The organism is Acetobacterium wieringae, from assembly GCF_023700225.1.
GTDB lineage: Bacteria > Bacillota > Clostridia > Eubacteriales > Eubacteriaceae > Acetobacterium > Acetobacterium wieringae.
In genome coordinates this window covers 3,427,340-3,450,874 of sequence record NZ_CP097897.1, presented here as the reverse complement: position 1 = coordinate 3,450,874, position 23,535 = coordinate 3,427,340, and the positions used below count along the sequence as shown (strand labels likewise).

19 protein-coding genes are annotated in these 23,535 nt (G+C 44.9%); all 19 read left to right on the top strand.

From position 1 onward, the window contains the following. Positions 1-24 precede the first annotated feature (24 nt). The 19 genes from CHL1_RS16910 to CHL1_RS16820 all read left to right on the top strand — a co-directional run bounded on the left by CHL1_RS16910 (position 25) and on the right by CHL1_RS16820 (position 23,527). Complete coding sequence (locus CHL1_RS16910; protein WP_250934132.1) at positions 25-1,587, top strand: B12-binding domain-containing radical SAM protein; 1,563 nt, start codon at positions 25-27, stop codon at positions 1,585-1,587. After that, a complete protein-coding gene (locus tag CHL1_RS16905) occupies positions 1,487-1,777 on the top strand; it encodes a hypothetical protein (protein ID WP_250936319.1) in 291 nt (96 codons plus the stop codon). Before CHL1_RS16910 ends, CHL1_RS16905 begins: the two co-directional genes overlap by 101 nt. Beyond that, the gene (locus CHL1_RS16900) at positions 1,753-2,319 is read left to right on the top strand and encodes a radical SAM protein (protein WP_250934131.1); all 567 of its coding nucleotides are present in this window, start codon (positions 1,753-1,755) and stop codon (positions 2,317-2,319) included. The genes CHL1_RS16905 and CHL1_RS16900 overlap by 25 nt, the downstream gene beginning before the upstream one ends. After that, positions 2,310-3,458, top strand: coding sequence for a B12-binding domain-containing radical SAM protein (locus CHL1_RS16895; protein WP_250934130.1), 1,149 nt, complete (start codon positions 2,310-2,312; stop codon positions 3,456-3,458). Before CHL1_RS16900 ends, CHL1_RS16895 begins: the two co-directional genes overlap by 10 nt. 32 nt (positions 3,459-3,490) lie before the next feature. Beyond that, positions 3,491-4,642 carry an ABC transporter substrate-binding protein gene (locus tag CHL1_RS16890; protein WP_250934129.1) on the top strand — a complete coding sequence of 384 codons (1,152 nt, stop codon included), beginning with the start codon at positions 3,491-3,493 and terminating at the stop codon, positions 4,640-4,642. Beyond that, complete coding sequence (locus CHL1_RS16885; RefSeq protein WP_250934128.1) at positions 4,635-5,459, top strand: HlyD family secretion protein; 825 nt, start codon at positions 4,635-4,637, stop codon at positions 5,457-5,459. Before CHL1_RS16890 ends, CHL1_RS16885 begins: the two co-directional genes overlap by 8 nt. 15 nt (positions 5,460-5,474) lie before the next feature. Beyond that, a complete protein-coding gene (locus CHL1_RS16880; RefSeq protein WP_250934127.1) occupies positions 5,475-7,676 on the top strand; it encodes an NHLP family bacteriocin export ABC transporter peptidase/permease/ATPase subunit in 2,202 nt (733 codons plus the stop codon). A 1-nt stretch (position 7,677) separates the two neighbouring features. Next, positions 7,678-9,822: an NHLP bacteriocin export ABC transporter permease/ATPase subunit gene (locus CHL1_RS16875; RefSeq protein WP_070370819.1), complete on the top strand. Its 2,145-nt coding sequence runs from the start codon at positions 7,678-7,680 to the stop codon at positions 9,820-9,822. A 282-nt stretch (positions 9,823-10,104) separates the two neighbouring features. Next, positions 10,105-12,258 carry a methyl-accepting chemotaxis protein gene (locus CHL1_RS16870; protein WP_228878569.1) on the top strand — a complete coding sequence of 718 codons (2,154 nt, stop codon included), beginning with the start codon at positions 10,105-10,107 and terminating at the stop codon, positions 12,256-12,258. 307 nt (positions 12,259-12,565) lie between these two features. Beyond that, positions 12,566-13,078, top strand: a complete 513-nt coding sequence (locus tag CHL1_RS16865; RefSeq protein ID WP_228878566.1) for a DUF1097 domain-containing protein — start codon at positions 12,566-12,568, stop codon at positions 13,076-13,078. Between the two features lie 395 nt (positions 13,079-13,473). Beyond that, entirely contained in the window at positions 13,474-14,130 is a 657-nt protein-coding gene (locus tag CHL1_RS16860) for a GntR family transcriptional regulator (RefSeq protein ID WP_228878562.1), read from the top strand. Positions 14,131-14,507: 377 nt separating this feature from the next. After that, positions 14,508-16,886 (top strand): xanthine dehydrogenase family protein molybdopterin-binding subunit, encoded by a 2,379-nt coding sequence (locus tag CHL1_RS16855; protein WP_250934126.1) that lies wholly within the window; start codon positions 14,508-14,510, stop codon positions 16,884-16,886. Next, entirely contained in the window at positions 16,876-17,373 is a 498-nt protein-coding gene (locus tag CHL1_RS16850; protein ID WP_070370829.1) for a (2Fe-2S)-binding protein, read from the top strand. Before CHL1_RS16855 ends, CHL1_RS16850 begins: the two co-directional genes overlap by 11 nt. Beyond that, positions 17,373-18,242, top strand: coding sequence for an FAD binding domain-containing protein (locus tag CHL1_RS16845; protein ID WP_070370830.1), 870 nt, complete (start codon positions 17,373-17,375; stop codon positions 18,240-18,242). The genes CHL1_RS16850 and CHL1_RS16845 overlap by 1 nt, the downstream gene beginning before the upstream one ends. Before the next feature lie 91 nt (positions 18,243-18,333). After that, a complete protein-coding gene (locus CHL1_RS16840) occupies positions 18,334-19,182 on the top strand; it encodes an MBL fold metallo-hydrolase (protein ID WP_228878558.1) in 849 nt (282 codons plus the stop codon). A gap of 45 nt (positions 19,183-19,227) precedes the next feature. Continuing rightward, on the top strand, positions 19,228-20,178 hold the full coding sequence (locus CHL1_RS16835; RefSeq protein ID WP_070370832.1) for a 3-hydroxyacyl-CoA dehydrogenase family protein: 951 nt from the start codon (positions 19,228-19,230) through the stop codon (positions 20,176-20,178). 23 nt (positions 20,179-20,201) lie between these two features. Then, positions 20,202-21,173, top strand: a complete 972-nt coding sequence (locus CHL1_RS16830) for a thiamine pyrophosphate-dependent dehydrogenase E1 component subunit alpha (protein WP_276520503.1) — start codon at positions 20,202-20,204, stop codon at positions 21,171-21,173. A 13-nt stretch (positions 21,174-21,186) separates the two neighbouring features. Beyond that, complete coding sequence (locus CHL1_RS16825; protein WP_228878548.1) at positions 21,187-22,167, top strand: alpha-ketoacid dehydrogenase subunit beta; 981 nt, start codon at positions 21,187-21,189, stop codon at positions 22,165-22,167. 22 nt (positions 22,168-22,189) lie between these two features. After that, positions 22,190-23,527 carry a 2-oxo acid dehydrogenase subunit E2 gene (locus tag CHL1_RS16820; RefSeq protein WP_250934125.1) on the top strand — a complete coding sequence of 446 codons (1,338 nt, stop codon included), beginning with the start codon at positions 22,190-22,192 and terminating at the stop codon, positions 23,525-23,527. Positions 23,528-23,535 lie beyond the last annotated feature (8 nt).

The following is a 23,535-nucleotide window of genomic DNA, read 5'->3' as shown; positions in this document are numbered from 1 at the left end:
ACTTCAAAGGGGGAAGAAAAAGTTATGGATATATTGCTTGTCAAATCACACCGCTATGTCAGCGGTTATATTCCTGGTAGTAATTTGGGAATGAATATATTGACCCAATTATTAAGACAAAAGGGCTATCAGGCCGAGATGTTTCAGGGGTATGCCAAAGAAGCCCTGGATTATGTGGTCGCATTGATGGAAACAGCGGAAAAACCCAAAATTATCGGCTTCTACTGTGATTTTAACAATATTCACTGGATCAAAACCTTTGCCCAGGAAGTTAAAAAGCGCTATCCCGAGGTGATTCTGTTGGCTGGGGGTCCGCAGACAGCCGGGATGGACGCTGAATTTTTAAGGGATACCGCCATCGCAGCAGCCTGTATCGGTGAAGGGGAAGAGACGATCCTGGAGCTGATGGATTATTTTATAGGCAGGAAGGGTTCGCTCGAAGCGATTCAGGGAATTGTGTTCCTTGATGAAACGGGCGCCCTGGTGGAAAATGAGCCGCGAAAGCCGCCGGAAGAACTTGATGCAATTCCCTGGCCCGACATCACCCTGACCAATGATTACAAGCATTTCGGCCTACTGCCGATTTTAACCGGTCGGGGCTGTCCGTTTGGTTGTACCTTCTGCTATGAAGGGGCCAATGCCAAACGGGTTCGCCGTCACTCTGTGCCATCCTTGATGGATGAAATCAGAGCCAACTTCAAACGCAACCCGGCCATTAATTATATTAACTTTCTCGATGATACCTTTACCCTTGATCATAAGCGGGTCGATCAGATTTGTGACGAAATAAGTGAAATCCGCACAGACTACGATTTTGTCTGGTTTGCCAGCGCTCACATTTCGACCATTGATAAGCATCGCGAGATGGCTAAGCATCTGGCTGATGCCGGTCTTGTCAAAATCTTTTTTGGGCTGGAATCCGGCAGTGACCAGGTGTTAAAAAGCTATAATAAAAAAATCACCCGGAAGATGGCGGTGGATGTTATCAATCACTGTGTTGAATCGGGGATTCACGGGATCTCCGGCAATATTATTCTGGGCGGCCCCCATGAAACCCGGGAAACCATCGCCGAATCGGAGTCATTGATTATGGAACTGCTCTATAATGCCCCGGGTCAGTTTGAAACCGCTTATTTTTCGTTTCTGCCCTACCCCAAAACCCCAATTACCCTTCATCCGGAGAAATTCGGGATGGCCATTTATGAGAATTTGATTGACTGCTGTAATGAGGATATTCCCCTGTCCCGCACCGAAACACTGGATTTTACCGATCTGACAACGATTCGCCTGCAGGCCAATAAGCGGTTACAGAATGAAATGCGTAAAATTTACTTTGACGGAAAAATTCCCGAAGCGGTAATTCTCGATTCGTATCGTCTCGGTCGACAATATGGCGTTTTTACCCGCTGGAATGATTATGTCTATAAAAATATTCCGATTGACGATGCCTACTGGAAAATGCGGGCCTCGGAGGAGTACCTTCTTCATGCTCAATTGGGAAAAAATGATGAAGATGCTGTCGTTCACCGCACCTTCGAACTATGGCTTTACACTGATATCAGCGGCGAAAAAGCCGCAGATATTTAATCAGGTGCTGGATGAAATCGACTATACCCTGCTAAAACTTTGCAATGGCAAACTGTCAAAAAAGGAAGTGCTGAGGCAGGGCAGAATGAAGCTCGATCCCCTGGGCAAAAATCCTGATTTTTACAATCAGGCCCAGCAAGCCCTGAATAAAATGGAGGGTTATAAGTGGATTTTATACCGGAAACCATAAGCAGTAAACCCGAAGTTTTACTCATTTATACCCAACGGATGATCCGGGGACGAACCTTTGAAATGATTGAAAACCTGGGGATTTTAACCCTGGCGGCCCAGCTCAATGCCAATGGTTTTAAGGCCAAAGCCTACACCGGCATTACAACCGATGTGGTAAAAACCATCAAAAATCTGAAAGACCGCCTCTTTGCGGTCTGTTTCTACTGTGATTTTGATAATCGTTCGGCAGTGGCGGCGATTTGTAGTGATTTAAAAAAGCATGAGCACTTTTATGTGGTGGTGGGTGGTCCCCAAACCCTGCATATGACGAAAAAAGATCTAAAAACATATCAGGCCGATGCGATTATTAAGGGCGAAGGTGAAGAAACCCTCTTAGCCTGGCTAAGTGCCAGGGTTCGGGGTGAAGATGTGCTTATCCCGGGCGAACTTCGGTTAGATGAGAATGCCGATTACGTCTATCTGGAGGATTTCGCCAAATATGAATGCCCCCGCAACGAAGACGTCCTTGAGTTTAAGGAGCGGTACCGCTGTTGTCAGTAATTACGGCACGCGGTTGTCCCTATCGCTGTGCCTTCTGTTTTGAGGGCGGAAATTCCAAAAACCTGCGGCTGCGTCGGGCCGAAGATGTTCTGGCTGAAATTGAAGAACGACTCAAAAGAAGCACCCGCCCCCGCTACCTGTTTTTTTGTGACGATACCTTTACTACCCATCCGGTCAGACTGAAGCAGATCTTAGCTGGCTTGAAAGCGCTTAGGGAAAAATATGATTTTGTCTGGTTTTGTGAAGGCCATCCCGGATTCCTGGTCAAACACCCCGAGCTGATCCGGGAAATGATTGACAGCGGCATGGTGCGGATGCAGATCGGGATGGAATCTGGAGTGGCTGATGTGCTGAGAGCCTATGGTAAACAGGCCAGCCCCGCTGATATCAAAAAAGTGGTCGAGCTTTGCTACGCCGAGGGCTTACCCCAGCTAACTGGCAACTATATTATTGGTGGGGCCTTTGAAAGCCCTGCTAGCCTGGCTGAGACCACAAAGACAGTGCTGGCGCTGCTGGAGCTGGCACCGGGGATGCTCGACATCTCAACTACCTTTATTATGCCCCTGCCCGGTACCGAGATTTATCAGCACCCCGAAAAATTTGGAATCACGCTGGAAGATCGCGAATGTCTGACCAACCTCGAGGATTTTCCGGTCAACCATACCGAGGCCCTGTCATTACCGGAAATCTGCATGGCGCGTTCCCGATTGATTACGGCGGTTTCTAATAAAATGAAACAGCAGTTTAAAGAGGGTTTGATTCCTAAAACACGGATTTACACGGACTTTAAGCTGGCCTTTAACTATGGCATTGCCGCGGGCTATCTTAAATTTATCTATGCCAAAGACCCGATTATGGTGGCCTATTATCAAAAACTGATCGAGTATCAAGGCCTGTTAAAAGAATGGCATGAACTGAGTGAGTGGGAGAAAAATAACGCAGTGATCCAGATGATTCCGGATTTTTCGCTGCTGGATATCAATGGTTTCAGTCCGGTCGAACTTGACATTCTGGCTGGAGCTGGCCGCTTTACCATCGCAGAAACGGTAGCCAGGCTAAACTGTACCCCGGCGGATCTGAACATACCGCTAAAAAGCCTTAGTGACCGCTATCTGATTTTATTTTCAGCGTTTATTTAGACTAAGAATTATCCCAACGTAAGGAGAAGGTTATGAAAAAACACCTGATGGTATTATCGATACTAGCTATAATAGTCAGCGGTGGATTGCTTTGCTTTGGCTGTGCAACAGAAACCACCAAAACCAGTACACTGTCAGTGGATGTGGTTTATCCATTCTCGGAAGATTATAGCCAATCCTTCAAAAATGGCATTGAACTGGTCGCCCGGGAGATCAACGATCAGGGCGGAATTCTTAATCTGGCCATCGAAGTAAACTACAATGATGATGGGAACAACACCAATACAGCAGTAGAGGTAGCCACCCGAATCGCCGAAAATCCGGGTTTTCCAATTGTCATCGGCCATCGCAGTACCGACGATGTGCTAAAGGTGGGCAGCATTTATCACCAGAACAACAAGCTGCTTTTTGCCCCGATTATTGCCAGCTCGAAACTGAATCTGGCTCAAAATCCGGGGGCTTATCTTTGTGCGCCGTCCGACGATGCCATGGCCAGTGAGCTGGTTGGCAGCATCGCGGCTCAGGGAATCAGCCGGATTGCGGTCGTTCATAGCGCTGGCAATACCTATGGCAAAGACTTTATTCAAAAGGTAGAAGAACATGCCAATGCGATGGGAATCGAAATTGTCGATGCGGTTTCGTATCTGCCAAATCTCGATTATTTCCGCTATTATGTTAAAAAATGGGACAGTATGGGGGCTCAGGCGATTGTTAGTGCCTGTGTCGGCAATGACATCACAGCGCTTTATGAGTACCTGGAGAAAACCGGCAATACCCGGCCAGTCTTTGCCAGTTATGACATTGAGGTTCAAGCGTATACCATTCCCCAAAGTATGAAAAACCTGATCCAGGTCACCAGTTACTTTAACAATACCGCCACCGCTGGTGCTGAGGCCGCATTTATTCAGGACTATCAGCAGGCTTATGGCCAGAATCCGGATCTACCAGCCGCCCAGGCCTATATGACCATGCATCTGGCAGCCGATGCGGCCAACCAGGCCCAAAGTCTGGAAACGGAGGCGATAAAAAAAGTGTTGGCCGAAAACAGTTTTGAGACCGTCTATGGTAGCTTAAGCTTTGATAAACGGTTAATCGGTGGGATACCGGTATTTCAGAAGATCTATTTAAACGATCAATTGGTGCCCCGTAATAATATCACAGGGGGAGGTAACGGTGGTGAATAAATCAATCTTTCGGAATAAAGCGGATAAAGGCACTCCCAAAAGTGAACATGCAGCTCTGATGACGGTCATCGGTCCGGGAAATCTCCTGATTTTATTGGGCATTATTATTTTTCTGGTGGGTGTGATGATCTATGCTGTGACCGTTCCCATTAATATTACCACCACCACCGATGCGGTGGTGGCCTATGGTGAGGGAACCGTGGATGTGGTAGTTGAAAACGAAGGAATCCTCTCGCAACTGGCCGTCTCCAATGGCGATTATGTCACACGGGGGGATTTGCTGGGGGTATTGACCACCGAAGCAACGGCAACATCAATCAATAATGGCGCCGTCTTGACTGATCAGCAAAAAAGTCTGGTGAAACGGCAAACCATGATTGTAGCCATGGAAAGCGGTGTGATCTCCAACCTGAATTTTCAGGATGGGGCATATATTCCCAAAAACTCGACCCTGGGCAAAATTGTCAAACGGGAGAATGAAGACACCACAGTGGTGGTTCAGGCCTATTCCAGTTATGAAGGAGCGGTTAACGTCAAGCAGGGGGATAAGGTTTTTGTTGATCTGGAATCGGTCAACAGTGATCAGTATGGGTATTTAAGAGGGATTGTCCGCAGCGTTACGCTCAGTGGTTTGTCCCAGGATGAAGAGAGCCCCATCGAAATGCTGATTATTATCGATCCCAAGGTTGATGATCAGGGGAATTATATCTGGACCAAAGAAAACAATGGCTTTAACGGTGAAATTACCGCCGGAACCTCCGGTACAGCGACGATTTTCACCGATCAGCTTTATCTCATTGATCTGATTATTTCCTAGAAAGGCGGCTTACGGATGACGAAATCAGAAACTGAAAAAAGTCGGGATGAGCATGGAAAACTACCTAAAATAGCCAAGGTTCCGGTGGTATTGCAAATGGAAGCGGTGGAATGTGGGGTCGCTTCACTATCGATGATTTTGGCTTATTATGGACGCTACGAAACCCTGGAAACGCTGCGGATCGATTGTGGCGTATCCCGGGATGGTGTCAAGGCCGGGAACATTGCCAGAACGGCCCGGCTTTATGGTCTGGAGTCCCAGGGCTTTGTCTGCACCGTTGATAAGTTAAAAGAAATGGAAATGCCTGTGATCATTCACTGGGATTTTAGTCACTTTGTAGTGCTGGAAGGGTTTAAGAACGACAAGGTTTATCTGTGCGACCCGGCTTCGGGACAACGGGTGATCACCAACGAGGAACTGGGGCAGATGTTTACCGGAGTCGTCATTGAATCCCGCCCGGGACCGGAGTTCACGCCAGCTGGAGAAAAACCCAATGTTTGGAAGGCCCTCTATAAACGGCTTTCCCAAACCGGCGTGTCGCCGCTTTTCTATGCCCTGGTGCTGGGGGTGCTGCTGGTGATTCCCGGTCTGATCATCGCCAATTATGCTAAAATTTTTGTCGATTATTTCCTGAACAACACCGAAAAATTTGATATTCTGATCTTTATTTTTATCCTCTTAAACACGGTGGTGCTCCAGGCGATCCTCAACTGGCTGAAGGAAAATGCGCTGGTGCGGATGGAGAACTATATTGCCATCGACAGTGCCGGGGCTTATCTGCGGCACGTGCTGCGGTTGCCGGTGGAGTTTTTTAATCAGCGCCAATCCGGGGACATCAACAGCCGGATGCAAAGCATCAATACGGTTGCCACCGCCTTATCTTCCAATCTGGCCCGGATTCTGGTCAATCTGGTCACGGCCTTTTTATACCTGATTCTGCTGTTTCAATATAATGTCATCTTGACTCTGATCGGGATTGTCATCACTGCAATCAATATTTTTCTGCTACAGTACACCGCCAAGAAAAATGCTGATAACAACCGGGTGCTGCTGCAGTATCAGGGAAAATCAATTGGCTGGATCATGGTCAATCTAAAATCCATCGAAACCATTAAATCGATTGGCGAAGAAGACAATTTTTTTACCCGGATCGCCGGACTCAGTGCTGAAACCCTGGCGGTGGAACAGAAAATGGGCCGGATGGAAGCGATTATTTCGGTGCTGCCGACCCTGATGACCAGTGTTTTAACGGCCTTGATTTTTACCATCGGCAGTGAATATGTCTTAATGGGGGCCATGACCATCGGTACCTTTGTGGCCTTTAACACCCTGATGACCGGTTTTACCCAGCCAATGAGCGAGCTGGTCAGCACCAGCGCTGCCCTGCAGGGGATGATCGCCGATATTTCACGCCTCGATGATGTTGAAAAATATCCGGAAGATGTCGCCCTGGAAGCCGAAAAGCTTTCATTGGAGGGGTTTGACTGCGATCAATTGGAAGGTGAGATTGAGATCCGGGATCTGACCTTTGGTTATAACCGCTTATCGGCTCCGATTATTCAGGGCCTGAACCTGACACTCCGGGCGGGCGGCTCGATTGCCTTGGTGGGTTCGTCGGGCAGCGGTAAATCGACCATTGCCAAAATGATAACCACCCTTTATCAGCCCTGGAGCGGCGAAATTCGCATCGATGGCATGGATATTAAAGCGATTCCAGCTGAGCTGCGGGTCAATACAATGAGCTCGGTTGACCAGGAAATTGTCATGTATTCAGCTTCGGTGCTGGATAACATTACCATGTGGGATGAGACCATTGCCGTCGAGGATGTCATCCAGGCCACCAAAGATGCCTGCATTTATGAGGATATTCTGGCCCTGCCTAATGCCTTTGACCACATTTTAACCGAAGGCGGCAAGAATTTAAGCGGCGGCCAGCGGCAACGCCTGGAAATCGCCCGGGCACTGTGCAAAAACCCGAAAATTCTGATCATGGATGAGGCCACCAGTGCCTTGGATACCGCCACCGAAGCTGCGGTTAGTGAAAACATTCGGCGTCGGGGCATCAGCACCATTCTGGTTGCCCATCGGTTGTCGACAATTCGGGATTGTGACGAGATTATCGTGTTAAGCGGTGGTGCCGTGGTTGAACGGGGTACCCATGAAGATTTAATGGCTTTAGGCGGCGAATATGCAAGTCTGATCAGAACTGAGGGATAAGATGGCCAAAAAATTAGAAGAAATCCGACAGCTCAATAAAAAATATGATAACAGTGCTAAAAAAGCCTTCGACAGCGTGTTATCGCCCCAAAAATCGGCCGCCACGCTGGACGACAATCCCCTGATTGCCGCTGTGGCCAGAGTCGCTGAAGCGATGGGTATTGTTGTGAAAATTCCCCCGCTTAGAAAGCTTAGTGGCGGCGATCCCTTTAAACTGATTGCCGATGAATCGGGTTTTCGCTTTCGGCAGGTGGAATTAAAAGCGGATTGGTATCAGCGCGATAACGGCCCGATGCTGGCTTTTACCAAAGACGGGGAGCCGGTGGCTCTGATTCCCAAATCCCCCAGCCGCTATCGGTGCTGGCGGGGTGATGGGGGCTTTCAGGAAGTGGATGCCCAGTCGGAATTCGACCGGGCCTATGTTTTTTACCCGCCCCTGCCCAAGGAACCAGTGACCTTTTGGGAAATGGTAAAGCTGGGTTTAAAACTGTTCCGTCGTCGCGACCTGGTCTTAACGCTGGTGCTGGCGCTGGCGGCAGCGCTGCTTTCGCTGTTGCCGGCGATGGCGATGCAGGAGACTTTCAACGTCTGGATTCCTCAGAATCAGTCGGTGACGATTCTGGTAGTAGGCTTTATTCTGGTGGCGGTAGCCGTCAGTCGGGGGTTGTTTGCAATGGTGCAAAACATCTGTGTGCTCCGCATTCAGGGGAAATTGTCAATTTTGCAGAATTCCCTGCTGGATAAACTGTTATCGCTACCGGCCTCTTTTTTTAAACAGTACTCTTCGGGCGCGCTGGCGATGCGAGCCACTGGCTTTGCAATGATCCAGAAAATTTTATCGGTGAATGTCATCACGATGATCATCACCAGCTCATTTTCATTGGTTAACGGATTGTATATCTTCACCATCAATCCCACCATTGGTTGGATCGCCATGGCTTTAACGGCGGTCAGTGTGGCCATCACCCTGGTCATCGGAAAAGCGCAAATGAAATGTCAGCGGATCTCACTGGAAATGTCTAATGATATTTCGGGGATGGTGTTTGAGCTGATCACCTCGGTTTCCCGGCTACGGGTGGCTGGCGCTGAAAGTCGCTCTTATCTGAAATGGGTTCGGGAATATGCCAAACAGCGGAAGGTGGAATATAAGCGTGGTCAGCTGATGGCCTTGCTGCGGTTGATGACCATTGCTCTGCCAACCCTGTCAATGTGTGTAATCTACTATTATGTCAGTGTCAATAGCATTTCCTCTGGGGGTTTTGTGGCCATCAATTCGGCCTTTGTCATTTTTATCTCGTCGCTGCTGGGACTGGTGCAAACATTGATTTCGATCAATAGTGTGGTGCCCCAGTATGAAAATACCAAACCGATCATCGACGGTGTGCCCGAAGTGGATAGCTTTAAAACCACCCCCGGAAAAATTCAGGGAGACATTGAAATTAAGCATCTCTATTTTTCCTACTATCAGGGCGGGGCCACGATTCTGGATAATATTTTTCTCCATATCAAACATGGCGAGTATGTGGCTATTGTTGGGGCTTCCGGCAGTGGCAAGTCAACCCTGTTGCGGCTGCTTTTGGGCTTTGAAAAACCCACCAGTGGCAGCATTTACTGTGGCGGCTTTGATCTGGAAAGTGTGGATATCCGGGAAATCAGAAAGCAAATGGGGGTGGTACTCCAGGACAGCCAATTGATCCCCGGGGATATCTTATCAAACATTGCCGGTTCAAAAAAAGAACTGTCGGAAGATGAAGTCTGGGAACTGCTTAAAAAAGTCGGTATGGATGAGGAAATCCGGGAAATGCCCATGGGTCTGAAAACCATGGTGGCGGAGGGAGCCGGTACCCTGTCTGGAGGCCAGCGCCAGAAGTTGCTGATTGCCAGAGCCATTGCCGCCAATCCGGCCATACTCTTTTTCGATGAAGCGACCAGCGCCCTGGATAACCGATCCCAGAAGATTGTTTCTGAAAGTTTGAAAAACCTCGACGCCACCCGGATTGTGATTGCCCATCGGCTTAGCACGATTATGGATTGCGACCGCATTCTGGTACTGGAAAAGGGCAGCATTGTTGAATCCGGCACCTATGACGAACTGATGAAAAAAGAAGCCTATTTTTATAAGTATGCCAAGCGTCAGCTGGTCTAAGAACACAGACTTCTGCATCATCGCAAATAAGCGATGACGCAGAAGTCTGTTTTTTGTCGAAATAACAAGGTATGTAGGAAAGATCAAGGAAGCAATAATTATTTACAAATATTTCTGCTGTAATTTTAAGTATCTATTTGCATATTATCGTGACATAGAGTTATAATATAGTGCATAAAACATAAACGATAATCGATTAATTGAAAAGGAGTAAGAAGATGGAGAAAAGCAACAGAGGTATAACAAAGTGGTTAGTAGCAAAGCAGCAGGAGGAATTGTTTGATGAGTTTGTTTAAGCAATTACTAGTTTTTATATCGATACTGCTTATTGCAACATCGGTGTTAATAATGATGGTGTCATTTAGTTTTAATTTAGTTTTAAACCAAATCAGTGTGCTTCTGATTACGTCAGTCGGGTTTGTATTAGTGGGTTTGTGCATAACCTATTCATTTTTAAAGAGTAGGTTGATGGCATTAAGTGAGCTGAATAAAACTATTAATAGAATAAATAGAATTTATTCAAAAAAAGAAATTGAACAAACTGCTTCGAATGAAAATGAACAGATGATAGTGAATCTGAACCAGTTGGCTGAGTATCTTGAGATGGATCTGGTGGAGCGGATTAAAAGAATTGGCGAAGGTGATTTAACTATCGATTCTAAAAATCAAAATACCCAATCGCTAATTAGCGACGAATTACTGTCTATAGCAGATTCGATAGAAGGCCTGTATTCTGAAATCGATGGTATTGTTAAGGCCTGCCAAGAAGGTAAACTCAATACAAGAGGCGATGTGGCGCATTTTAATGGAAAATACAAAGAAATAATCATAGGTGTCAATAGAATGCTTGATTCGCTTACCGTTCCAGTAAGTACTTTCTCTGAATATATCTATCAGATTGGAAAGGGCGATAAGCCAGACGTTATAACTGAAACGTATGATGGGGAGTTTGAAGTTCTGAAAAATAATATTAACTCCTGTATAAAAGGGATGACAGCCTTAGAAGAATGTAATCGAATTCTCTCACTGATGAGTAAAAATGATTTTACCCAGAATATTGAAGGTGATTTCGTAGGGATATACTCCGATCTGGCAAGATCAATTAATTTGGTAAATATTAAACTTGTTCGTGTTGTAGAAATATCAACTAACATTGGAAATGGAAATATGTGTGATTTGGAGGCTCTGAAAAAAGTTCCTCGACAAAGTGAAAATGATCAGATCATACCCTGTTTGATTCGGATGATTGAAAATATTATCCAGTTGGTGGATGAGACAAAAATTATGACTGATATTGCAGTTGAAGGGGATCTTAGCAATCGGGGCGATGTCGAGAAATTTAATGGCGAATACGCAAAGGTCATCAACGGCTTTAACCAAATATTGGATGCAGTTATTGCCCCAATTCTGGAAGCATCAGATAGCTTAAAAAAGTTGTCACAAGGAGATTTAAATGCAGAGATGGCTGGTGATTATAGGGGCGATCACGCTCAAATTAAAAATGCATTAAACCAGACCATTACTTTTTTGAAACAATATGTGTCAGAAATTACCATGACACTGGAAGAAATAGGAAAAGGAAACTTAAATCAAAAAATCACAGCCGAGTATTGGGGAGATTTTCTGCCGATCAAGAATTCATTAAACCAAATCACAGAAAGTTTGAGTGAAACCATTTTAGAGATAACTTTGGCGGCCAGCCAGGTTGATGTGGGAGCCCAGCAGATTTCAGACGGGGGTCAGGCATTGGCTCAGGGAGCCACCGAACAGGCCAGTGCTATTCAGGAACTTACGGCGTCGATAGAAGACGTTGCAGGTGAAACCAGACAGAATGCTGTAAATGCCAATGAGGCGAATGAACTGGCGTTGGCGGTTCGCCAAAGTGCAGAAACAGGGAATGAACAAATGCGTAGAATGGTTACTGCCATGGTTGAGATTAATGAATCTTCAAATAGCATTTCAAAAATTATCAAAGTCATTGACGATATTGCCTTCCAAACAAATATTTTGGCTCTAAATGCTGCGGTAGAGGCGGCACGGGCCGGTCAGCATGGCAAAGGTTTTGCAGTTGTTGCGGAAGAAGTCAGAACCTTGGCGGCAAGAAGTGCTGAGGCGGCGAAGGAAACAACCGGTCTAATTGAAGGGTCCATTGAAAAAGTAAAAGTTGGCAGTAGCATTGTTGATGATACATCTAAAAGCTTGAATAATATTCTAAGTAGAATCGAAAAAGTTGCAAATATAATCGGCAAGATCGCTTTGGCGTCCAATGATCAGGCACTTGAAATTGCTCAAATCACTCAGGGGATTGAACAGGTTTCAATGGTAGTACAAACCAATTCTGCAACGGCTGAAGAAAGTGCGGCAGCCAGTGAAGAACTCTCGGGACAGGCAGAACTCCTTAAAAAAATGGTAGACACGTTTGAATTAAAAATTTAGTGTAGTGCGTTGGGAAAAGAGCTGATCACGATTGAAAAATATGATCCAGATAAGCTCGGTTAGTATAAGTGATAATCGCAATGAAGACGGATCAAATAAAAATGCAAAAAAAATGATTGACGTTTACATCAACATACTGTATATTACATATAATCGATTATATGTAATATAGCACAATTGATCCAGGCTAGAATTAATGCTAAATGAATCATGTGTCGAGACTTATGCGATTCGAAAAGGACACCAGGAGCAATCAGATTAGTATTATTACATTACCGAAATGGTAAAATTGAAAGGTGGAATTATAATGGGTTATTTAGTAGCAATTGGTCTAACCGCAGGAATTATTGCAGGGGTATTCTCACATTTGGTTTTTATTGCGGGAGTATTGCCTGTAATTGTATGGGTTGCTTTTGCTGGTGAAGCAACATTCTTTGCAGCTGGCGGGAAAAATATGGGTTTCGTCAAGGGACTTGCTTCAAACCTAGCCGGAGTATTCTGGGCGGCGGTTATCTTTTTTATTGTTGGTGCATGGGCTTCACCACTTGCCATGGGTTTAGCTGTATTTCTTGCAGTTGTAATGATGTGTATCCAGGCAAAAATTGAAATCTTATCATTTATTCCAGGAGCATTCATTGGTGCGGCGTGTCTTTTTGGCACTGCATCCGCCGATTTTCCAAGCGGAAATATTGTCGGTGTAGTCATTGCACTGGTACTGGGAGCAGTAATGGGATGGGTTGCTGAAAAAGCAGCGGGCCCACTTGCCGGTTTAATTGCAAAAAAATTTCCTGAAAAAGCAGTAGCAGAACAACAAGTGTAAAAATTATCAAAATCAGCTGAAGTTTATAATCGCATAAGTAAAAACGATGACCGATCACAGTCAAAAAGACGTATTGCCGAATAACACGATGTTAAGAAGCAATACGTCTTTTTGATTGGGCTAATTTCTTTTGGATTTTTATGCAAAGAATTTTTTATTTAGTTAAAGCAAACTGGCACATTTCACTATTGAACGCATAAAAATTATATGCATTTGAAAATGTATCGTCGAGTTTGACATAAATAAATCAATTAAGACATCTGGGTATAATATAGAAATTAAATACATTTAAAAAATATAAAAAGAATCCATTAACGATTATAGATAATTTTGACAAGTAAAGAATTTGTGCTATAATTAAACTGGAATGAAAGCAAAGTAAGGAGTTATTTATTGTGGTTGAAGCAGACGGTAAATTAAAAAAACGAACTTTATATAGTGATGAAATACGAGAAGTAATCAAACAGGCAATTATCAGTGAGGAGTTAAAGCCCGGAGAGCGGGTGGTAGAAACGCGCTGGGCGAAAAAACTGGGGGTTTCCCAATCACCTGTGCGAGAGGCCATCAGAGATCTCGAGATGATGGGCTTTATTGAGAACCGCCCTTATCAGGGTGCCTTTGTGCGCAAAATGGATAAGAAAGATGTGATTGATGCTTATTATGTCCGGGAAGCTCTGGAGATGGCCGCCATGCGCTATGCCGTTGAAGTCATTACCGATGATCAGCTGGAGGATATCCTCAATGTAATGGATGAAATGAAACAAGCGGTTAAAGATGGAAACTTTGAACTTTTTGTTGAAAAAGACAGCTTGTTCCACGAAAAAATTATGGAAATCTCTAATAATGAGCTGCTAATCAAGCTTTGGAATCAATGTAAAATACGGGAATATACCAGTATTAGTGCCTGGATTTCAGATCTTACTTTGGAAACATTAGCTGAACGGCATAACAGTCTTTATCAGGCATTAAAAACAAGAAGTAAAGAAATGGCCATGGAAGCGGTCACCGAGCATTTTGAAGTATTGATTGAAGAAATGAATAATATTTCCTGACAAGAGGAAGTTGAGAAGAACAATAAAAAAAATTCGAATCTGTTTAACAGAAATTCGCATAATGATTAAAGAGTAGTCATTGTGCGAGTTCTGTTAAACAGATTTTTTTTACGTAAAATTAATTATACAAAATTTGCGAAATATCATTTGACATTAGCAAAGGGAGGTGTTACTATTCATCTATAAAATATAATCGATTATATATAATATTTAAAAAAATATGCCGTACAAAGGAAAATTAAAATATTGTATGAATAGCAATGGTATGAAAACGCTAATTTTTGTAGTACTTAAAGCGCTGCTGATGAATGCTAAAAATTCTATTGTTAGTTTTTCAAGTATTTTTAAATTTTTACTTTAAATTTGGAGGTTCAATTATGTCTGATTGTGAAAAGACCAATTACATTGGAAAAAGTGTTCAAAGAGTCGACGTATACGAAAAGGCGACTGGTAAAGCAAAGTACTTTGAGGACTATCAGGTTCAGTATCGGGATTTGTTGCATGTAAAGGTTTTACGGAGTCCGCATGCCCATGCAAAAATTGTGAGTATTGATGCGAGTGCAGCTGAGGCGCTACCAGGTGTTGCAACTGTTGTAAAAGGAAGTGATCCTGATATTGCATGGGCGGATATCCCTTATGCGTCAAGTTATTATGGAAATCCGGCAAAAGATGAAGTTATCTGGGCGGGGCAGGCTGTTGTGGCGGTGGCTGCAGAAAGTATCGAAATTGCTGAGCAGGCATTGGAACTGGTGAAGGTGGTATATGAAGAATTGCCTTATGTAGTTGATCAGCGCGAAGCCTTCAAAGCGGATGCCGTATCGGTTACCAGTCCAGAATTGGGAATTGCTGCTGGCTATGGTGGGGTTCAACCAGAAGGTCCGAATGTAATGGGGAGTTACAAATTAACCCATGGTGATGTCGAAAAAGCTTTTGCTGAAGCGGATGTAATCGTTGAAGAAGAGTATCAGGCTGGTAAAAAATCAACCTCCCAAATCGAGTGTAACGGTAGCATTGTTGAATACCACGAAGGTGGTGGGGTGACTATTATTACCAATGGTTGTGGAGTTCACGGGGTTGTCAAGAATCATATTCTAACCATGTATCCACAGCTTTCATCAAATAAGGTTCGGGTTATTCAACCGGTTACTGGTGGTAGCTTCGGCAATCGTTTGTTTCCTCTGGTAGAACCCTTGGCAGTGTTGATGGCCTTAAGAACAAAAAGAACCGTTTCATATGTTTTAACCCGAAAAGAAATGTATACGTCATCACCATCGAATTGGCCGGTCTACACCAAATTAAAATTGGGAGCAAAAAAAGATGGTACTATCATTGCTGAAAAACTTGAGCTAGTAGAGGATGCCGGGGCTCAAATCCGGGGTTATTTTGATGGCCGCCTATCTTCTTCCGGTTTAATGTGTGTCTACAACATTCCCAATGTTCAATGCGATTCGTATGCAGTACGAACTAACACTATGCCATGCGGACCATATCGTGGACTGGGTTGTGCTGAATCAGAATGGGCAATGGAAAATTTGATCGATGTATTAGCTGAAAAACTGGATATGGATCCGTTGGAGATTCGCTTAAAAAATATTTTAAAGAAAGGCGAAACCAATCCTTATGGCGAAAAAGTGACCAGTATTGGTTTGGGAAGATGCCTGGAAGCAGTTGCCGATGCCATTAATATTGATGAACCTTGCCAACAGGATGGTGGTCCATGGAAATATGGAAAAGGAATTGCGGCTGCTGGAAAACAAAATACACCACTTGGGCGAGCCGAAGCGGATTGTCTGGTTCATAGTGATGGTAGCATCGAATTACTGGTCAGCTGTGATGAACAGGGGATGGGAGTTCAGACAACCCTCAGACAAATGGCAGCAACGGAATTCCAGATTGATATTGAAAAAGTAAAAGTTACCAGAGCAGACACAGCGATAACACCGTATGATAATTTTGGAGCCTCCAGTCGAACCACCTACACAACCGGGAATGCTGTGATCATTGCCTGTCAGGATGCCATCGACCAGTTAAAGGAAGCAGCTGGTCGGAAAGTTGGTCTGGCCAAGAAACAGGTGACCATTAAAAATGGTAAAGCTTATTTTGTCGGATCAAATATTGAGTCTATTGATATTGCTGATCTGTATGAACCGTTTAGTTTCTTCACTCAACAGACCTGGGGTCTTTTAAAAGGAACACCAGTCAGAGGACGCGGGGTGTTTTGTCCAGCGCCTGCAGTTGAGTGGTTTGGGCCTGGTCATGAAGATGGACGGACACCGAGAATGTGGAACTGGTATCAGTACAGTGCTTTTGGTGCTGAAGTTGCTGTGAATGAAGAAACCGGGCAAATTAAAATTTTGAAGCTGATGAGCACCGCTGATACCGGTAATCCGATTAATCCAAAACTGGTTGAAGGTCAGATTGATGGTGGTGTGATTATGGCCTTGGGATTCTCCATCATGGATCATCACATGTTCCAGGACGGTAAAATGATGAATCCTAATATGTCAGACTACCGTTTGCCAACAACTCTGGAAACACCACTTCAGAAAAACTTTATGCGGGCAATTCTTCCAGATCCATTGCCAGATGGCCCATTTAACGCGAAAGGGATGGCAGAATCGATTATGATTCCGGTTGGACCGGCTATTGCCGCAGCCATCTATCAGGCCATTGGGGTAAGACCGACAGAAATGCCAATGACAGCAGAAAGAGTATTGAAATTGATTAAAGATAAGGAGGCCAGTGATGCAAAATAGAGCAAATTATATTCAAGTTGAGTGTGAAATAAATGGAAAGGCAGTCGATTTACTAGTCTCACCAGATCGGACTGTGGTTGACGTTCTAAGAAACGAGCTGGGTTTGACAGGAACAAAGCAAGGGTGCGATGATGGCAATTGTGGTGCCTGCACCATTCTGGTTGATGGGAAAGCGGCAAAAAGTTGTTCGATGCTGATTGGACAGGCGAGAAATAAAAAAATAACGACCATTGAAGGAGTGAGCAATGGTGATGTGCTCCATCCGATGCAGCAGGCATTTATTGATCACTTTGCGATTCAGTGTGGCTTCTGCACACCAGGAATGATTATGACGGCGATTGCTATTTTAAATGAGAATCCCAACGCCACCGAAGAAGATATTCGGGAAGGTCTACATGGGAATTTATGTCGCTGCACCGGTTATGTAAAAGTGGTCGAAGCCATTGAAGATGCACGCGATAAGATTAATGCCGGGGGTGTGAACTAATGAAATTTAATGCATATTACGAACCGAAAACTGTTGAAGAATGTGTCCAAATTTTAAGCGAGCAGGGATCAGATGTTAAAATGCTGGCCGGTGGAACCGACCTGGTTATTCGCTTAAGAAGCCGTGCGCTAAAACCAAAAACAGTGGTGAGTCTAAATGCCATTCCTGAATTAAGCGAAGTTTCTTTAAAAGAAGATGGCCTTTATATCGGTGCCATGGCTCGTCTGATGGATGTTTCCAAATCAGAACTGTTAACGGGTGCCTGGAAAATTGTTAAAACCGGTGCCGGAAATGTATCCAGCATGCAGGTCCGAAATATTGCCACCCTTGGTGGAAACAGCTGTAATGCATCGCCCAGTGCTGATACCGTTCCGGGTTTGGTCGTTTCCGGAGCAATTGCCAACATCGTTGGCAAAAATGGCAACAGAAGTGTTCTTCTGGAAGAATTCTTTACCGGCCCGGGCAAAACTGTGTTAGCCGATGACGAAATGCTGGTCAGTTTTAAGATCCCTAAATATGCCGACAAAACCGGCGCTGTTTACAAAAAATATTCAATTCGGGGCGATACGGACATCGCCATTATCGGTGTCGCCGGAAAAGTCACCTTGAATGCGCAAGATGAAGTGGTGGATGTAAAAATCGCTCTGGGTGGTGTCGCCCCAACTGTCATCCGGGTGCCAAAAGCGGAAGCCCTATTATCAGGAAAGAAGCTAACCGATCAATTAATTGAAGAAGCAGCAGTGATCGCTTCAGAGTCGTGTACACCGATAACCGATGCTCGTGCGACAAAAGAGTATCGAAAAGAAATGGTCAAGGTATGGGTACGACATGTACTAAAGGATGCGGCACAGGAAGCTCAAAAAAACTAAGCCAGTTAAGGAGCAGAAATGATGCCGCAAGGCATCGCTGCTCCTTTTTTTACAAATAAATCAACCTCACCTGTTGAGAAAGGAAATTAAAATGGAAAAACTAACACCAAATGTTTATACCGAAACAAAGATTCGGGGGTGTAACCCAAGTATTGTTTTTACCAAAGAAGGATCAGTGTTTATCGATAACGCTCAGTGGTTAAGCAGTTTGCTTGAGATGATCGCCTTTGCTGAGCAAAAAGGGCCCATTAAATACATGATTAATACCGAACCACATATTGACCATATTTTTGGGAATCATTGGTTTGCCGGTAAATGCCCAATTATCGGACACGAAGCGATGAACAAAGATTTCTTTCTGGTGCCGGGGGAAATGGACGGCTATGACTACAGTGTTGATGTACTAACCCGCCAGGATCCCAAGGGGCTGGAATTAATGCCCTCCCGAGAAGATTACATTATTAACAAACCGCAGATTACCTTTTCAAAAGATCTGTCCCTGAAAGTTGGAGATCACACTTTTAAGCTGTATCACACACCAGGACACTCGGATTCGCAGATTGCCGTACATGTACCAGAGGAACGAACCGTATTTGTCGGAGATACTGTCTTTTCCGATTGTCAAATCTGGCTCCACTCGGCTAATATCGATGAACTGATTGCATCACTTAAGTTTATCTACTCTCTGGATGTGGATCACGTTGTCCCGGGACATGGTCCGGTTGTTAAAAAGTCATATATTATGAACCAGCTCTCGTTTATTTATGAATGGATCACAGCGGTTGCCGATGGTATAAAAAATGGCTGGACTCAGGAAGAGTGTATCGCACGGATCAGCTTTGCCAACCGATGCCCGGTGGATATTGGTCAGGATGAAATGATGGAATACATTCAACGAACAAATATCATCAAGTGTTACAACTACTTAACCCAGGGATAAGCGACCGAGCGTTTTTCTAAAAGAAAAAAGGAGGCTATTTTACAGATGAAATTGAATTCAATTAATAACGTTTCGATTATCGGAACTGGCATGATCGGTGCCAGTATGGCCGTGTTGTTTACCGGGAATGGCTATAAAACAACCATCCTGGCACATAATGATGCCGAAATAGAAGCCGGTAAACAACGTTATCAGGCCTGTTTTGAAGATTTAGTGCAAAAAAAGCTAGTTACCGAAAAACAATACAAGGCTTGCGAAAAACTGTTGACGATAACAACCAATTATCAGGATCTTGTTGATACGGAGCTGATTTTTGAATGTGTGGTTGAAAATCTGGCGGTTAAACACAGTGTTTATCAGGCCATTGAAGCGAACTGTCCAAACTTTAAAGCCATTGCCTCGTCGACATCAGCGATTTCAGCGGATGATCTGGCTGAAGGCTTGAAGCAAAAAGAAAAGCTGGTAGTGGCTCATCCATGGAATCCACCCCACCTGGTTCCCTGTGTAGAGCTGGTACCGAGTCAATGGTCAGAAGCAGGGGTTATTGAGGCCATTTATGAATTTCTGGAATCAGTCGGACGAAAAGTGGTGGTCATGAAAAAAGCTGCTCCCGGATTTATTGGCAACCGTCTGCAACACGCCCTATACCGGGAAGCCGTCCACATGGTAGAACAGGGCATCGCGTCACCGGAAGACATTGACAAAACCTTAAAATACAGTTTTGTACCTCGTTATACCTCCATCGGTATTTTTGAACATTTTGACTATGCCGGTTTGGATATGATCGTCAGCATTGATGACTATCTTTTCCCGGATCTTTCTAATGCCGACAAAACCCCGGATTACATCCGGTCACGCTTTGAAAAAGGTGACCTTGGGCAGAAAACTGGTTTAGGTGTCTACGACTGGTCCCAGGTGGATATGGACGCATTCCGGATGAAAGCTGCAAAACCTTATTTTGAATTTTTTAACTGGAGTTTGCCTGAGGAAGAATAAAAACAGTAAGGATTGAAAGGAGTATCAACGTGATATCAAAAGAACAAAAACTTTGGATCTACGAGATCATGAATAAAATCAGATATTTTGAATTAAAGGCTTTGCGCCTGTTTGAAGAAAATAAACTGCGTGGATCGGTTCATTTATATGCTGGCGAAGAAGCCGTTGCTGCCGCTGTTTGTGCGCAATTGACCGATGACGATTATATCACCAGTACCCATCGGGGTCATGGTCATTGCATTGCGAAAGGGGCTCAGTTGGATAAAGCCATGGCTGAACTCATGGGTAAAGAAACCGGTTATTGTAAAGGCCGCAGTGGTTCGATGCACATTGCCGATTTCACCAAGGGAAACCTTGGTGCAAATGCCATTGTCGGCGGGGGCATCCCGATTGCCACTGGCGCAGCACTGGCGGCCAAGCTTCAGAAAAATGACAAGGTTGCGGTTTCATTCTTTGGGGATGGAGCATCTAACGAAGGAACCTTTCATGAAAGTCTGAATCTGGCAGCGGTTTGGAAACTGCCCATCATTTTTATCTGTGAAAACAACGGTTTTGGAATTTCAGTACCGGTTGCACAGTCAACATCGGTTGAAAACATCAGCGATCGTGCTGTTGGTTACGGGATTCCTGGGGTAACAGTTGACGGCAATGATGTTTTTGCTGTTTATGAAGCGTTTGAAACCGCCGTTAAACGGGCTAAAGCTGGCGACGGTCCGACTTTAATTGAATGTAAAACGTATCGAACCCTTGGCCATTGGACCGGAGATCCTCAAACCTACCGGGATAAAAAAGACGTTGAGATGTGGCGGGATACCAAAGATCCGATTCAATTGTTTAAAAAAGTTCTGGTTGATGCTGGCGATTTCACGGCCGCAGAACTGGATACGATTGAAGAAGCCGCAAAAGTGGAAGCAGATGCGGCTGCCGAGTTTGCCATTAACAGTCCGAATCCGGATCCTGCCGATGTGATGGACGATGTTTTCTACGAAGCTTGAGAAAGGAGCAAAAATGAGTAAAAAAACTTACGCAACAGCCATTCGGGACGTTATTGCAGAAGAAATGCGTCGGGATGAAAATGTTTTTGTAATGGGAGAAGATATTGAGTTGCTGGGTGGTATTTTTGGATGCACTCGGGATTTATACAAGGAATTTGGCACCGATCGGATCAGAAATACGCCGATCTCCGAAGCAGCGATGATTGGAGCCGGTGTAGGGGCCGCCTGTGCTGGCATGCGCCCCATTGTCGAACTGATGTACATGGACTTTACCTTAGTTGCTGCCGATCAGATTATTAACCAGGCTGCCAAAACCCGCTATATTTTTGGCGGTAAAGCAAAGATTCCCCTGGTCATCCGGGGACAACAGGGAATTGGACGGGGAAATGCCGCCACCCACAGTCAGAGTCTGGAAACTATTTTTATGCACTTCCCCGGGATCAAGGTAGCTTGTCCGTCCAATGCCGCCGATGCTGCAGGACTTTTAAGAACCGCGATTCGCGATGATAACCCGGTAATGTTCTTTGAACATAAGGCGCTTTATGCTTCGAAATTCGAAGTACCGGATGATCCGGATTTCTGTATCCCTTTTGGTCAGGCTGAAATTAAGCGAACCGGTAAAGATGTCACCATTGTAGGTTCACTGCTTTATGTCAGCAGAGCACTGGAAGCGGCAGCTGAACTGGAAAAAATGGGGATTGATGCCGAAGTGATTGACCCCCGAACAATGGTACCTTTTGATATGGACACCATTATCGAATCGGTTAAAAAAACCGGCAAACTGGTGGTTGTTCATGAAGCCCATAAGGTCGCCGGTTGGGGAGCAGAAGTTGTTTCACAGGTGGTTGATGGCGCATTTAAATATTTAGATGCCGCACCGATTCATCTGGGTGCCAAAGCCTGTCCGCTTCCTTTTAATATTGAATTGGAAAATGCCGTGGTACCCAGTGTGCAGCAGATCGTTGAAGCAGCAAAAAAAGTATGTTATCGATAGATTCGATAGTTAGGAGGATAGCATGGCAGAATTTATAATTATGCCCAAACAAGGTCTCCAGATGACCGAAGGAACCATTATGGAATGGTTGGTTGGAGAAGGAGAAGAAGTCATTGCCGATGCGCCGTTATTTGAAATGGAGACGGATAAACTGACCATCTCCATTGACGCCAGTATCAGTGGCACCTTGTTAAAAATAATTCATGAAGCTGGCGCCGTGGTTCCAATCACCGAGCCGATTGCCATTGTTGGTGACAAAGGCGAAGATTTTTCCGCCTTATTGGATTCCATCGGGGCACCGGCAGCCGCTGCAGCGGTTGCTGAAAGTGCGGAGCCAGTGCAGATTGAGGAAGCAGCGATCGAAACAGCAACCGTTAAGGCACCACGAACTGGACGAGTTTTTGCTTCTCCCCGGGCTAAAATGCTGGCGGAAGAAAAAGGGATTGATGTTGCCGATCTTGATGGTTCTGGTCCGGAGGGACTGGTCATTGAAAAAGATGTTCTGGATTATGTGCTTAATCCGGCACAAAAAACAGCTGCAACGCCATTGGCAAGAAAAATTGCCGAGTTGGAAAATATTGATATCAATGGGGTTCAGGGATCTGGCGTCCGCAATAAAGTGTTAGCAGACGATGTGCGTTTATCGGCATCAGTCAGTCAGGGACCGATTCAGATGGTAGCGCCACTTGATGAAGAATTGATTCCCATCAAAGGGATGCGAAAAATTGTCGCGGAACGGATGAAACAAAGTCTTGGTGAAATGGCCCAGGCCAACCATCGCATCACCGTCGATATGACCAATTCGGTAGCCTTAAGAGAACAGTACAAAGCAGTAGGCAGAAAGGTCAGCTACAACGACATCGTGCTGCGCTGCGTGGCCAAAGCCTTAACTGAATTCCCAATGATGAATTCCTCCTGGACCAGTGAGGGTATTGTGCTTAAGAAATATGTGAATATGGGTATGGCGGTAGCGATTGATCAGGGTTTAATTGTCCCGGTCATTAAAAATATTCACCTCAAATCGTTGGATCAAATTTCCAAAGAATCCAGTGAGCTGGCCTCAAAAGCAAAAGAAAACAGACTTCAGCCGGAAGACTATAGCGGCGGAACTTTTACCGTTTCCAATCTGGGGATGTTTGATATTGATGGCTTCACTGCCATTATTAACCCCCCAGAGGCCGGTATCCTGGCGGTTGGAAAGCTGGCCAAACAACCGGTAGTAAACGGTGATGAAATTGTTATCCGAATGATGATGCAGCTCAGCCTGACCTTTGATCATCGTACCGTGGACGGTGCGCCGGCAGCTCAGTTCTTGAAACGGATTAAAGAATTACTGGAAAATCCAATGTTGCTGATTTAAGGAGAATG

Excerpts from the sequence above, each read along its gene's own strand:
- CHL1_RS16910 (WP_250934132.1), top strand. The coding sequence starts at position 25 with ATGGATATATTGCTTGTCAAATCACACCGCTATGTCAGCGGTTATATT.
- CHL1_RS16905 (WP_250936319.1), top strand. The coding sequence starts at position 1,487 with ATGCTCAATTGGGAAAAAATGATGAAGATGCTGTCGTTCACCGCACCT.
- CHL1_RS16890 (WP_250934129.1), top strand. The coding sequence starts at position 3,491 with ATGAAAAAACACCTGATGGTATTATCGATACTAGCTATAATAGTCAGC.
- CHL1_RS16880 (WP_250934127.1), top strand. The coding sequence starts at position 5,475 with ATGACGAAATCAGAAACTGAAAAAAGTCGGGATGAGCATGGAAAACTA.
- CHL1_RS16875 (WP_070370819.1), top strand. The coding sequence starts at position 7,678 with ATGGCCAAAAAATTAGAAGAAATCCGACAGCTCAATAAAAAATATGAT.
- CHL1_RS16870 (WP_228878569.1), top strand. The coding sequence starts at position 10,105 with ATGAGTTTGTTTAAGCAATTACTAGTTTTTATATCGATACTGCTTATT.
- CHL1_RS16865 (WP_228878566.1), top strand. The coding sequence starts at position 12,566 with ATGGGTTATTTAGTAGCAATTGGTCTAACCGCAGGAATTATTGCAGGG.
- CHL1_RS16855 (WP_250934126.1), top strand. The coding sequence starts at position 14,508 with ATGTCTGATTGTGAAAAGACCAATTACATTGGAAAAAGTGTTCAAAGA.
- CHL1_RS16850 (WP_070370829.1), top strand. The coding sequence starts at position 16,876 with ATGCAAAATAGAGCAAATTATATTCAAGTTGAGTGTGAAATAAATGGA.
- CHL1_RS16845 (WP_070370830.1), top strand. The coding sequence starts at position 17,373 with ATGAAATTTAATGCATATTACGAACCGAAAACTGTTGAAGAATGTGTC.
- CHL1_RS16840 (WP_228878558.1), top strand. The coding sequence starts at position 18,334 with ATGGAAAAACTAACACCAAATGTTTATACCGAAACAAAGATTCGGGGG.
- CHL1_RS16835 (WP_070370832.1), top strand. The coding sequence starts at position 19,228 with ATGAAATTGAATTCAATTAATAACGTTTCGATTATCGGAACTGGCATG.
- CHL1_RS16825 (WP_228878548.1), top strand. The coding sequence starts at position 21,187 with ATGAGTAAAAAAACTTACGCAACAGCCATTCGGGACGTTATTGCAGAA.
- CHL1_RS16820 (WP_250934125.1), top strand. The coding sequence starts at position 22,190 with ATGGCAGAATTTATAATTATGCCCAAACAAGGTCTCCAGATGACCGAA.